Below are 12,552 nucleotides of genomic sequence, written 5' to 3'. Positions count from 1 at the left end.
TGAACGGGAGATCAGAACTTGAGGAGCAGGTATGACCGCGCACGTCTCGTCGAACAGTCACCGCCGCGCCTGGTTCCGCGGCGCCGTCGCCGCGGCCGCGATCGCGGTCGGCATCAGCGGCACCCTCACCGCTGTGGCCAAGGCCGACCAACAGGTCGGCCGGTTCCTGGTCAAGGGCCAGATCGAGGTCTCCTACTTCGCCACCGGCGGCACCCCCACCTGGGGCGTGCCGACCATTCCCGAGACCAACGCGGGCCGGGGCGGCAAGTTCCAGATCTTCAAGAACCAGGCCTCGTTCTACTGGCACCCGACGGCCGACGGCGGCAACGCCCATCAGATCGGCGGCGCGATCCGCGCCAAGTGGGGCGAGAACCGCTGGGAGAACGGCCCACTCGGCTACCCGATCACCGACGAGACGCGTGCCCGCGGTCCGTTCAACGCCGTCACCGGCGCGATGAACGCGTTTCAGGGCGGCGTCATCTACTGGTCGCCCGCCACGGGCGCCTGGCCCGTGTGGGGTGAGATCCTGGTCAAGTGGAGCTCCGAGAAGCGCGAGGCCGGCAGGTACGGCTATCCGACCGGCCCGGAAGTCCGCTCACCGAACGGCAGCTACTCGCAGACCTTCCAGGGCGGCACGATCACCTGGCCGTAGCGGTCACCCGGCCGGAGCGGTCACCGGGGCGCGGGCCCGGACGAATCGCCGATCCCCGTGACCTTCTTGAGCTGATTCACGCCCGGCAGCTTCCCGACGCCCCGTTCCACACCACGCTGCACGTCGCTCAACTTGTTGGTGACGTCCACGAGCGGGGAGCACCGCGTCGAGGGTGTTGAGCGCGGGGTCGGCGACGGCGGTGAGCCGCTCCACGCGGTCGATCACGTTGTTGGCCCGCTCGATCATGTCGGCCATCGCGAGCATCACCTTCGGCAGCTCCGCGATGAGCTCGATGGTGTCCGGCGGGATCGTGCTGAGCTTGCCGACACTGGTCACGGTGCGACCGGTGTTGCCCATCGCCTTGCCGGCGGCGACCCGCACGGAGTCGACGAGGTCGTTGACCGATTCGCTGATGCTGGGTGGGGCCTTCGGGGGCTCCGGCTTTCTCGCCATGGGACGATCATCGCATCGTCTGGCTACAGAGTGGCGGAGAACCGCTCCACGGCCGCGCGCGCCGTGCGCAGGCCCTCGCTGTCGGGTCCGTCGACGGTGACCTCTCCCGACGGCAGCAGCACGACCTCGCCGATCGACTCGCCCGTCGTGTTCACCCGGACCGCCCACGCGTAGGCCTCGTCGGCCAGCCAGGCGTCGGGGCGCAGTTCCGTGAGGTACCACGCCCCGACGTTCAGGCCGATCGGGTCCATGCGGGGAGGGTCACTCGTCGGCCGACTTGATCTCGAGCAGGACGGTGCCCTGGGTGACGGCGGTGCCGGGCTCGACGGCCAGGCCGGTCACGATGCCGTCCTTGTGCGCGGCGACCGGGTTCTCCATCTTCATGGCCTCGAGCACCACGACCAGGTCGCCGGCGCTGACCTGCTGGCCGTCCTCGACGGCCACCTTGACGACGGTGCCCTGCATGGGCGCGGTCACGGAATCGCCCGTGGCCGCGACGCCGGCGCCGCGGTCGCGGGTGCGGGGCTTGGGCTTGCGGCGGATGACGCCTGCGCCGCCGGCCGCGCCGCCACCGCCGAGCGAGAGCTCGCCCGGCAGGGAGACCTCGACGCGGCGGCCGTCGACGACCACGACCACGTTCTGGCGGGGCAGGGAGTCGTCCTCCTCGATGGCCTGGCCACCGGTGTAGGGCTCGATCGGGTTCTCCCAATCGGTCTCGATCCACTTGGTGTAGACCTCGAAGCCGTTCTCGTCGCCCACGAAGGCCGGGTTGGAGACGATGTGGCGGTGGAACGGGATGACCGTCGCGAGGCCCTCGACCTCGAACTCGGCCAGCGCGCGCCGGGAGCGCTCCAGCGCCTCCTGGCGGGTCGCGCCGGTCACGATGAGCTTGGCGAGCATCGAGTCGAACTGGCCGCCGATGACGTCGCCCTGGTCGACGCCGGAGTCGACGCGCACGCCGGGGCCGGTGGGCTCGCGGTAGACGCTGATCGGGCCGGGCGCGGGCAGGAAGCCGCGGCCGGCGTCCTCGCCGTTGATCCGGAACTCGAAGCTGTGGCCGCGCGGAGCAGGATCCTCCGTGATCGTCAGCTCCTTGCCCTCGGCGATGCGGAACTGCTGACGGACCAGGTCGATGCCGGCGGTCTCCTCGGTGACCGGGTGCTCGACCTGCAGGCGGGTGTTGACCTCGAGGAAGCTGACGAGGCCGTCGGCCGCGACCAGGAACTCGACGGTGCCGGCGCCGTAGTAGCCCGCCTCGCGGCAGATCCGCTTGGCCGACTCGTGGATGGAGGTGCGCTGCTCGTCGGTGAGGAACGGCGCGGGCGCCTCCTCGACCAGCTTCTGGAAGCGGCGCTGCAGCGAGCAGTCGCGCGTGCCGGCGACCACGACGTTGCCGTGCTGGTCGGCGATGACCTGCGCCTCGACGTGGCGGGCCTTGTCCAGGTAGCGCTCAACGAAGCACTCGCCGCGGCCGAAGGCGGCGACGGCCTCACGGGTGGCCGACTCGAACAGCTCGGGGATCTCCTCGACGGTGTACGCGACCTTCATGCCGCGGCCGCCGCCGCCGAACGCCGCCTTGATGGCGACGGGCACGCCGTACTCCTTCGCGAACGCGACCACCTCGTCGGCGTCCTTGACGGGATCCTTCGTGCCGGGCGCCATGGGGGCCTCGGCGCGCTCGGCGATGTGCCGCGCGGTCACCTTGTCGCCCAGGTCGCGGATCGACTCGGGGGACGGGCCGATCCACGTCAGGCCCGCGTCGATGACGGCCTGCGCGAAGTCGGCGTTCTCGGACAGGAAGCCGTAGCCGGGGTGGATCGCGTCGGCACCCGACTTGCGCGCCGCGTCCAGGATCTTGTCGAAGACGAGGTACGACTCGGCGGAGGTCTGGCCGCCCAGGGCGAAGGCCTCGTCGGCGAGCCGCACGAACTTGGCCTCGGCGTCGGGCTCGGCGTACACGGCGACGCTGGTCAGGCCCGCATCGCGTGCGGCGCGAATGACGCGCACCGCGATCTCGCCGCGGTTGGCGATGAGCACCTTCTCGATCTTCTTCTCCGCGTGGGCTGCCACTGACATCTCCTCGTTCGTCTCGGCGCTGCGGGGTGCGCGCCGCCTTCGTCGTCCCACCGGGGGATCACACACTCGCGTGGAGTCTATGCCCCGGCCGGTGCGGTGCGTACGACAGTCCCCCTCGGAGTCGGTTACCCCCGAGTAACTGTTGCATCGCCGATTTCGGTCACCATCGAACGTAGCGCGCCGAGGTACAGCGTCACACTCCGGCGTGCGGTGTCGAAGCCCGGAAACCGCGCCGCGACGTGCAGCCCGGACGGGGTGCGCAACATCCAGAGGTACACGTCCTCGATCGAGTAGTCCCGCGACCGCAGCGCGCCGGCGCCGCCCGCGTCGTTGACGTCGGAGCCGGGCGCGGACCGGGTGTCCATGAACGAGACCACGAATCTCGGCGGGGGCGCCTGCGAGTGCCCGGGCTCCGCGGCCAGGACCTGCGCGATCCGCAGGTACGGCAGCGTGCTGCCCACCTTCGAGCGCTTCCACTCGGCCTGCGCGCGTTGGGCGAGCTCGCCGAAGCTCGGCGACCCCGTCGTGTCCAACCGGAACGGGGCGATGCCGACGAACCAGCCCAGCGCGGCGATCCACTGCTCCGCGTCGCGCGTGTGCCGCGTCACGGCGCACCGGAACACCGGCCCGAAGCCCAGGTCGGTGTTGATCTTCGCCATGCACGCCAGGACCCCAGTGACCAGCGACGCACCGGACTCGGAGCACACCCGCGCGAAGTTGTTCGCCCGCTCGTCGTCGAGGAGGTGGAAGTTGAGCGCGCCCTGCGGCAGCCGGGGCACCCCGTCGGGGTCGCGGCTGAGCGCCGCCCGGGTCTCGTCGGCGAGCACCTTCGCGCTGAGCGGCAGCAGCGGCATGGGGAACGGGTCGGGCCGGAACCCGGTCTCGCTGAGGTACTCGTCCCACATGCGGACGGCCGGGTGGTCCGCGCCGGCCCGGTCGGCGACCTGGCGGTCGGTGTCCGAGTAGTCCACGTAGCTGCCGGTGGGAATCAGCCGCACCGGGTCGCCGTGCACCGCCTCGCGGTACGCCTCGCGCAGCTCGTAGGGGCTCAGGATCAGCGAGTAGCCGTCCAGCAGGGAGTGGTCGGCGGCGAAGAACAGCGTGAACGAGTCCTCCCGCGCCACCGTCGAGAACATGTACGCGGGCCAGGTCAGCGGGGCCGTGGACCGGTCGAACTCGCCCAGCAGCTGCTCGGCGAGCGGGCCGGTGGAGCGGTAGGTGCCGACCGTCTTGACCCTCAGGTCGACGGTGGCCGGCTGTGCGCTCCGGCGGCGCGGCGCGTCCTGCTCGTCCAGGAAGACGTGGGTGCGCAGGACCTCGTGCCGGTCGATCCACGCCCGCAGCGCGGTGCGCAGCCCGGGGATGGACAGCGGCTCGTCGAACTCGATCCCGAGGCCCAGCCAGGATTCGCGGCCACCGTCGATGTGCCGGCGCCGGAGGATCGCCTGCGCGCCCCGCAGGTGCGCCTCGTGCACGTGGGAGGTGTTGCGGGGGTCGTCGCGCCAGCGCGCCGCGGGGCCCGTGGTGGGGAACCAGTTGCGCAGCTCACCCGGGCGCAGCGGGTAGGCGTCGATCTCGGTGAATTGCATGGCCGGCCCCGGCGGGCGGTCCTACGCGGCGAGCCGGCGCTTGATGCGCGCCAGCATCGCCGACATGCCGCGCAGCCGCAGCGGGCTGACCACGGTGTCCAGCCCCAGCGCGTGGTGGAAGTCGTCCGGGACCGCCGCGATGGCGTCGGCGGACTGCCCGTCGAGGCCCTGCGCGAGGATCGACGCGAAGCCGCGGGTGGTCGGCGCCTCGGGCGGTGCGCTGAAGTACAGGCGGACCGCGGCGCGATCGGCGGCGTCCACGTCGAGGAACAGCGGCGACTGGCACTCCGGGACCGGTTCCATCGCCGCATCCGTCAGGTGCGGGGAGGTCGGGCAACTCGCGAGAGAACTCGAGCAGCAGTTCGAGCCGGTCCTGCTCGCCCAGCGCGGCGAAATCGTCGATGATCTCCTGCAGCGGAGCGGGCGTCGAGCCGGGCCCCGGCGTCCCGGCGCTCATGCGCCCGGCGCGGCGCCGGGCTCCTCGCCCCGCGCGATCGGCGCGCGCACTGTGTTCCCCACTCCGTCCAGGAACCGTCGTAGTTCTTGACGTCCGCGAAACCGAGCAGGTGGGTGAGCACGAACCACGTGTGGCTCGACCGCTCGCCGATCCGGCAGTACGCGGTGACGGGGGCCGCGGGATCGAGGTCCGCGTACACCTGCGTGAGTTCGGCGTGCGGGAGGAACCGGCCGTCGGCGCGGGCCGCCTTCGCCCACGGGATCGACACCGCGGTGGGGATGTGGCCGCCGCGCAGGGCGCCCTCCTCCGGGTAGTCGGGCATGTGCGTGCGCTCGCCGGTGTACTCCTGCGGCGAGCGCACGTCGACCAGGGCACGTGCGCCGATGTCGGCGCGGACCTGATCCGCGAACGCCCGGATCACCGTGTCGTCGCGTTCGACGACGGGGTAGTCGCTGCGGGGGTAGTCCGGCTGCTCCAGCGAGACGTCGCGGGCGTCGCTGATCCACTTGTCGCGGCCGCCGTCGAGGAGGCGAACGTCAGGGTGCCCGAAGAGGGTGAACACCCACAATGCGTAGGCGGCCCACCAGTTCGACTTGTCGCCGTAGATCACCACGGTGTCGTCGCGGCTGATCCCCTTGGCGCGCATGAGCTCCGCGAACTGCTCGCCGGTGATGTAGTCGCGCGTCACCGGGTCGTTGAGGTGCAGGTGCCAATCCACCTTCTGCGCGGTCGGGATGTGCCCGATGTCGTAGAGGAGCACGTCCTCGTCGGACTCGATCACCTTGAGGCCGGGGACACCGAGGTGCCCGCTCAGCCAGTCCGCGGTGACGAGGCGCTCGGGGTGTGCGTAGTCCTGCAGTTCCGCGCTCGGATCGGTCTCGATAGCCACGTCCGCCAGCCTAGCGTGTGTGCTCACACCAAGGATGCCAACGTCGCGCTGAGATCGCGCGCGTACTCGGCGAACCCCGTGACTGCGACGTCCGTTCCCGGGCACTGCGTGCCGATCTCGAGGCCGTCCGCCTCTCGCGTGAGCCACAGCGAGACGTTCGCCGTGTTCCCGTCGCCGGGGAACATGATCGCCGCCCCCACCTCGGGGAGAGCCGCGGAGAGCGGGCGCGCGTCGAGGTACGAGATCAGCGGCGGGCGGGCGACCGCCGCCGGGTCGATCAGCCGCTCCGCGAACAGCGCGCCCAGTGCCGCGGCGGTGGGGACCGCGCCGGCCCGGCGGGCGGCGCGGACCGCCTCGCCCGCTTCGGCGACGAGTTGCTCGGGTCGTTTGCCCGTGAGTCCCTCCAACAGGAGCGGCGCGAAGCCCACGATCCAGCCCTGCGTCAGGCTCAGATCCGTACCGGTGGAGCTGAACTCACGCCGCAGGTCCTGCACCACGACCCGCATCCAGGTGTCGGATCCGGTGCGGGCGTGGTCGGTGATCGCGAGCGCGGCGTACAGCGCCGCCGACAGCCGTGCGGGCGCGATCGCGGCCTCGAGGGCGGACACCGCGTCCGCGTCGAGCAGCCGGTGGTGCAGCGCCCGCACGGGCGCCGATTCGCCGGGCCCGAGTCCCGTGGCGATCGGCAATCGCTCGATGCCGCCGCCGGACGCGGTGAAGGCGCTGCGCCACGTGTCCAGCGCGGGCGCACTCGGATCGGTCCGCGCCGTCCGGTCGCCCTCCTCCCGCGCGAAGGCCGAGTGCGGTGCTGCGACGGGGGCCGAGCCGACGGTGCCCGCGCGGTGCGCGCGGTAGCGGACGACGATCTCGTTCAGCCCGAGCAGCAGCGAGGCGCCGTCGGTCGCGCTGTGGTCGGCCGCGAGATACAGGTCGAAGCAGTCCTCGCCGGCGATCGCGCCGATCGCCGCGCTCGGCACCCGGGACGAGGCGGCCTCCGTCGAGAACCGCCGGCGCAGCCGGGCGGTGAGTTCGGCGCCGCCGGGCGCCGGGCCGGCGTCCACCGCGGTCAGGGTGACGGCCTCGGCGGGCGTCACGATGCGCGTCCACCCGGCGCCGGAGCGCGCGAACCGGGTGCGCAGGGCCTCGTGGCCGCGGACGAAATCCGTGACCGCCGCGGTGAGGGCCGGGACGTCCAGCGCGCCGCGCACCCGGGCGGCGAACCCGACGTACGCCGTGTGCCGCTCGGTCTTCTCGGCGGCCGCGAGGTGCTCCGCCTGCAGGAAGGTGGGGCCGGTGCCGCAGTCCTGCTCGCCCGGCCCGACCGTCGCGGCGAAGTCGATCATCGTCCCCTGTGGGAACTCCCAATCGTCCAGTGCTGCACCGATCATCGTTCCTCCTCAGATGTTCCAGAACTCGGGGACGATCCCGAAGCGCGCGGCGGTCGCGGCGATGTGCCGCTGCGCGTCGGCACCGTCGGCGAAGCACAGCGGGTCCAGGCACACGACGCTCAGCGTCACCGTGTCGCCGGCCCCGTCGAGCCACGCCGCGAGTCCGCCGCCGCCGCGCAGCAACCGCTCCTCGGTCACCGGGGTCGGCGCGGCGAGCATGAGGATCCGGTCCGCGGCGGGGCCGAAGAGGGTGCGGAAGTCGGGGGCGACGGTGCCCATGTTGGAGCAGGTGAGCAGCGACATCGGGTGGGGGCCGGCGAGCCGGTCCACGAGCGCGTCCGGGATGAAGTGCGCCGCCACCTCGAGCGGCGCGGGCCGCCGCTCGGCGCCCGGCCGGTTGCCGCTCGCGACGAGGGCCGCCTTGATCGTGGCGTGCAAACCGGCGAGGTCCGCTCCGACCGCGTCCCGCGGGACGGCGACCGTGGCCGAGGCGGTGTTGTTCGCATCGCGGGAGCCGTCCACGCGCACGTCGATCGGGATGGTGGTGGGGACGGTACTCAGCCCGGCGTAGCGGGCGGTGTTCAACAGCAGGTCCGACATGAACGCCACGAGCAGCGTGTTCCCGCTGGCGGAGCGCTCCTGCGCCGCCGCGCGCCACGCCGCCGCCGGGGTGGAGAACGCCGCGATCAGCGGCGCGGGCCCGCCCGTGTGCGGCAGGACGTCGGCGCGGCCGGGGCGCTCGACGGGCGGCGTCGGCGGGTGCCCGCCGTCGTGCTCGCGCACGGTCCGGAGGAGGCGGCGGAGCTGGCGGCCGGCGTCCACCAGGTCGTGGGCGAGCCGCGGCCGCGGCGCGGCGTCGTCCGGCGTGCGCGGGCCCGTCGTTCCGCGCGATGCGGCGAGCAGCGCGGCGTACATCGCCCCGCCGTCCGCCGCGGTGTGCGGGTACTGCACCGAGACCAGCGTCCGCCCGTCGGTGCGCCGAGCCCGGGAGATGCAGACACGCCCCGGGCCCCGCCGGTCCGCTCGCGTTGCTCCTGCAGCCACGCGGTGGTCGCCTCCGGCGCCAGCGGCTGGTCGCGCAGGTGGACGGGGACCGTCGGGGCGCCGGGCCGCCGAGCTCCGCGCGCCCGGGACCGGGGTGCGGCGCAGCGTGCGGTTCAGCGGCCCGCGGGCGAGGTGGCCGGCGGTGCGGCGCAGGTCCGCGATCGTGGGCTCGTTCCCGGTGGCGTACTCGAAGACGGCCTGGGAGATCAGGTGCCCGCGGAGCACCACGCCGGCGAGCTCGATCGTCCGGTCGTCGTCGGTGACGCGGTTGGCACGGTTCTCATCGCGCAGGACGGGCATGCAAGTCTCCTTCAGTCGTCGGGGCCGCGCCGTCACCGGGTTCGACGGTGCCGGCGCCGGGCCGGAGCCGGAACGCGAAGGCCGCGCACGCCCCGGTGAGAATCGCGCACAGCAGGACCGTGGCGCAGAACGCGGTCCGCGCGGCGCCGCCGTCGGTCAGCTGCGCGTACAGGGTCCCCAGCGCGCCCGTGCCGACGGCGGAACCGGTCTGCTGGCACACCGCGAACACCGCCGTCGCCGTGGCGGCTCGGGCGGTGGGGATGTCGGTGAGCACCACGCCGAGCGCGGGCGCGGCGCACAGGCCGAGTCCGGCGGCCGCCAGCGTCGAGGTGATCACCAGGAGCGAGGCGCCGGGACGCCGGCGACCAGGCCCGCGAACATCGCGGTGAACCCCGCCGCCGTGGCCGAGGCGCCGCTGATGATGAGCAGTCGTGCCGGAACGGCGGCCAGCACCATCCCGAGGGCGATCCCGCCGAGCGCGCCGCACCCGGCGGGGACCAACAGGGCTCCCGCGCGGAGCGGGGCAGTCGAGACCGTCCTGGAGGTAGAGCGTCAGGCACAGGTAGAAGCCGCCGATCGCGGCCTGCCCGAACAACTGGATGATCACGCCCCAGCGGAAGTTCGGGCCGGAGAACAGATCCGGGTCCACGATGGGGCGCAGCGCCGACGCGCGGTGGAGAAGGTGACGCTGCCGGGCGAGGAATCCGGCGAACGCCGCGCCGAGGACGCCGAGCAGCACGACCGTCGTGGGGAGCGCCTGGCCGGAGAACGCCGACAGTGCGGCGGTGATCGCGATCACCAGCAGCGCGAGTCCCATCCAGTCCAGGGGATCGGACTTCTCGCCCGACCGGGGTCGGGCGGGGAACGGCGCGGACGAAAGCACCAGTATCGCCAGCGCACCCACGGGCAGGTTCACGAAGAAGACGGCCCGCCAGCCGAGGCCCCACGCGTCGATCGACAGGAGCCCGCCGCCGACCAGGGGGCCGAGCAGGACGGCCGCCACGGAGGTGGCGCTCACCGCGGAGAGTGCGCGCGTCCGCCAGGACAGGGGCAGGATCTGTTTGACCATCGCCGTCACCTGCGGAACGATCATCGCGGCGCACGCGCCCTGGAAGACCCTGCCCGCCAACAGGACCGACAGCGTGGAGCTGGCCGCGACCAGTACCGAGGCGAGCGTGAACACGGAGATCCCGGTCAGCATCGCGGCGCGCGGGCCCACGCGATCGCCCAGCGCGCCGCCCGGGATGAGGCACGCCGCGAAGCTCAGGGCGTACGCCTCGGCGATCCAGACGGCGCCGCCCGGGGTGAGCCCGAGGTCGCGCTGGATCGACGGCAGGGCGATGTTCGCGATGGTGACGTCCACGGTGGCCATGAACAGCACCAGCAGACCCACGCCCAACAGGGCCGCCGCGGCACCGTCGGTGATCCGGGCGTCGTCCCGGGACACGGCCGCGGTCATGGCCGCACCATCGCACGCGTGAGCGTCGTGGCCAGGTGCGCCGCGAGAGCGGCGCTGCCGAGGGCGGTGGGATGACGCGCCGGGGTGCGGGAGAACGAGGTGTTCCCCTCGAACCACCGCTCCGCCGGCCGAGCGGCACCGTCGTGCCCGCGCGCGATGTCGAGGACCGGGACGAACCGCACGCCCGTCCGGTCGCAGGCCGCCAGGTACACGGCGTCGAGGGCGTCGAAGAACTCCGCGGCCGCCCGCAGCGAGAGTTCCGAACGCGGTGCGGCGCTGTGCGGTACGCCGGGGCGGCGGTAGTAGCCGCCGTGGCCGACCAGGAGCACCGTCGCGGCCGGGGCGCGCCCGCGGACCTCGGCGAGGGCGACGGTCAGGCGCACCCCCAGCCCGGCGAGCGCGGCGTCGATCCGGCGGGCGCTCCCGGGGCCGGAGCCGAGACCCGCCGCGCCCGGGCGCCGCGCGAACGCGCCGCGGATCAGTGCGTGCCAGCGGATGTCGTTGCCGCCGATCGAGATCGTGACCAGGTCGGTGCCGGCGTTCAGCGCCGCGCCCTGCGGTGCGAGGACCACCCGGCGCAGGCCCTGGTACCGCACCTGGCCGCGCCGGAACAGGTGCTCGGTGGTCGCGCCGACGCTGGAGCGGTCCTCGAATCGGAGCGGGCGCAGGAGCGCGGCGAGCTCGTGCGGATAGCCGTGGCCGCTGCGGCCGTCGGCGCGGCGGATCAGGCTGATCCGCGTCGGCGCCGCCGCCCGCGAGTCGCCGAGCGCGACGTACTCGGCCCAGCGGCCCGGCGCCCGGGCGGGGACGGTCACGCGGCCCACTCACTCCGGTCGGAGGCGGTCGCAACGCCGGCGAGGACGGCGCGCAGGCCGCGCAGGACGGTGCGCATCGTGCGATGCGCCTGCGGGGTGTCGGGGTGCCGGGTCCGCACGGCGATGCCGTCGTCCGTGCGGGAGAACCACAGCTGGACGTCGTCGCACCGCGTGACGTTCGAGACGTGCGTCCGGTTCGAGCCGAAGGCGTTGGCGGCGGGCGCGATCCGCCGGTAGTCCAGGTACGACGCCATGAACACGTCCTGGCGCCGCGGCCGGTACCCGCCCGCGGTCGCGGCGATCACCTGACGGAGCGGGACCTCGGCCAGCTCGAGCGCGTGGCGGAGCTCGCGGGCGGTGTCCGCCACCGTCCGGTCGAAGATCGTGCGGGGGTCGGCCGGCCGGCCGGCGTCGTGTACCGAGACCGTGATCGGGGCGCTGGTGACGAACCAGCCCAGCGCGCGGCGGTACCGCTCGTCGTGGCGGGTGTGGGCCGGGAACGTGAGCGGCAGCAGATCGGATCCGCCGGCGGCGTGCGTGGCGAGCGCGAGCGCCGTCAACAGGCCCGCGTACGTGGTGCCTCCGGACCGGGCCGCAGCGGCGGAGAAGTCGTCGGCCTCGGCGGCGTCGAGCAGCCGAACCTCGTCGCTGTACTGCGGCGCGGTCTCGCCGATGGGTACGCCCAGGTCGAGGGGGAACTCCGGCGCGTGGCCGCCGGCGTCGGCGAGGAACTCGACCCACTCCGCCAGCCGCGGATCGTGGGGGTCCACCTGCGCGGCGTCGGCCTCCTCCCGGCAGTAGTCCAGGTGCCCGGCCCCGCCGGCCCCGCCGGCGCCGACGGTACGCGGGGCGTGCGGGCCGCCGGCGTACGCCGCCGCGACCTCGTCGATCGCGATCGCCAGTGACAGGGCGTCGACGTGCACGTGGTCGAAGCCGCAGACGATCGTCGAGGTGTCGGGACGGCTGATCGCGGCGAGGACGTAATTGGGGAAGCGCAGCGGCCTGCAGTGCGCGTCCAGCCGGTCGCGCAGCAGCCCGGCCACGTCCTCGTCGTCCTCGCTGCCGGAGCCGGGGGCGGTCACCGGACGGCCCACGTGGATACCGCCCTCCAGGTACACCGCGCGCCGGACGGTGCGCGCGTCGTCGTCGGACACGGAGAACTCGGAGCGCAGGGTGGCGTGCCCGTCGACGAGCCGCTGGAAGGCGTCCCGTAATGCGTCCTCGTCGACGGGGCCGGGGACGTCGAAGACCCCGCACAGCCACGTGCCGGGGGCCCCGCCGCCCGCGTCCGCGGCGCGCAGATGCGACTCCTGGTTGAAGCACGGCGGGATGCTGCTGGGGAGCGCGGCGGCCGCGGGCAGCACCGGGAACTCCAGGTACCGACCTGGAGCAGTGCGCAGGCCGTCGATGGTGGTGACGCGCATGGATCC

10 protein-coding genes and 2 pseudogenes are annotated in these 12,552 nt (G+C 73.4%); 1 reads left to right on the top strand and 11 read right to left on the bottom strand.

Going from position 1 to position 12,552, the window contains the following annotated elements; all coding sequences use genetic code 11:
* Window positions 1-31 precede the first annotated feature (31 nt).
* Window positions 32-652, top strand: a complete 621-nt coding sequence (locus MTP03_RS17205) for an LGFP repeat-containing protein (RefSeq protein ID WP_248489264.1) — start codon at window positions 32-34, stop codon at window positions 650-652.
* A gap of 3 nt (window positions 653-655) precedes the next feature.
* Here the strand turns inward: MTP03_RS17205 and MTP03_RS17200 are convergent, their stop codons facing one another.
* From MTP03_RS17200 to MTP03_RS17150, 11 genes and pseudogenes are all read right to left on the bottom strand, one after another.
* Window positions 656-1,105, bottom strand: a complete 450-nt coding sequence (locus MTP03_RS17200) for a hypothetical protein (RefSeq protein WP_248489263.1) — start codon at window positions 1,103-1,105, stop codon at window positions 656-658.
* A 23-nt stretch (window positions 1,106-1,128) separates the two neighbouring features.
* Window positions 1,129-1,356 carry a hypothetical protein gene (locus tag MTP03_RS17195; protein ID WP_248489262.1) on the bottom strand — a complete coding sequence of 76 codons (228 nt, stop codon included), beginning with the start codon at window positions 1,354-1,356 and terminating at the stop codon, window positions 1,129-1,131.
* Between the two features lie 10 nt (window positions 1,357-1,366).
* Window positions 1,367-3,175, bottom strand: a complete 1,809-nt coding sequence (locus tag MTP03_RS17190; protein ID WP_248489261.1) for an acetyl/propionyl/methylcrotonyl-CoA carboxylase subunit alpha — start codon at window positions 3,173-3,175, stop codon at window positions 1,367-1,369.
* A 131-nt stretch (window positions 3,176-3,306) separates the two neighbouring features.
* A complete protein-coding gene (locus tag MTP03_RS17185) occupies window positions 3,307-4,770 on the bottom strand; it encodes a condensation domain-containing protein (RefSeq protein WP_248489260.1) in 1,464 nt (487 codons plus the stop codon).
* A 21-nt stretch (window positions 4,771-4,791) separates the two neighbouring features.
* Window positions 4,792-5,227 (bottom strand): annotated as a pseudogene (locus tag MTP03_RS17180) (SufE family protein).
* Window positions 5,224-6,116: pseudogene (locus MTP03_RS17175) on the bottom strand (sulfurtransferase). Before MTP03_RS17175 ends, MTP03_RS17180 begins: the two co-directional pseudogenes overlap by 4 nt.
* 23 nt (window positions 6,117-6,139) lie before the next feature.
* A complete protein-coding gene (locus MTP03_RS17170; protein WP_248489259.1) occupies window positions 6,140-7,504 on the bottom strand; it encodes a hypothetical protein in 1,365 nt (454 codons plus the stop codon).
* A gap of 9 nt (window positions 7,505-7,513) precedes the next feature.
* Window positions 7,514-8,848 carry a hypothetical protein gene (locus tag MTP03_RS17165; RefSeq protein WP_248489258.1) on the bottom strand — a complete coding sequence of 445 codons (1,335 nt, stop codon included), beginning with the start codon at window positions 8,846-8,848 and terminating at the stop codon, window positions 7,514-7,516.
* A complete protein-coding gene (locus MTP03_RS17160; RefSeq protein WP_248489257.1) occupies window positions 8,829-10,307 on the bottom strand; it encodes an MFS transporter in 1,479 nt (492 codons plus the stop codon). Before MTP03_RS17160 ends, MTP03_RS17165 begins: the two co-directional genes overlap by 20 nt.
* Window positions 10,304-11,122: a GDSL-type esterase/lipase family protein gene (locus tag MTP03_RS17155; RefSeq protein WP_248489256.1), complete on the bottom strand. Its 819-nt coding sequence runs from the start codon at window positions 11,120-11,122 to the stop codon at window positions 10,304-10,306. The genes MTP03_RS17160 and MTP03_RS17155 overlap by 4 nt, the downstream gene beginning before the upstream one ends.
* Window positions 11,119-12,546 carry a condensation domain-containing protein gene (locus MTP03_RS17150; RefSeq protein ID WP_248489255.1) on the bottom strand — a complete coding sequence of 476 codons (1,428 nt, stop codon included), beginning with the start codon at window positions 12,544-12,546 and terminating at the stop codon, window positions 11,119-11,121. Before MTP03_RS17150 ends, MTP03_RS17155 begins: the two co-directional genes overlap by 4 nt.
* Window positions 12,547-12,552: the final 6 nt, after the last annotated feature.

It is taken from the genome of Tsukamurella sp. PLM1 (genome assembly GCF_023168325.1).
Lineage (GTDB): Bacteria > Actinomycetota > Actinomycetes > Mycobacteriales > Mycobacteriaceae > Tsukamurella.
This window is presented reverse-complemented; position numbering and strand designations above follow the sequence as displayed.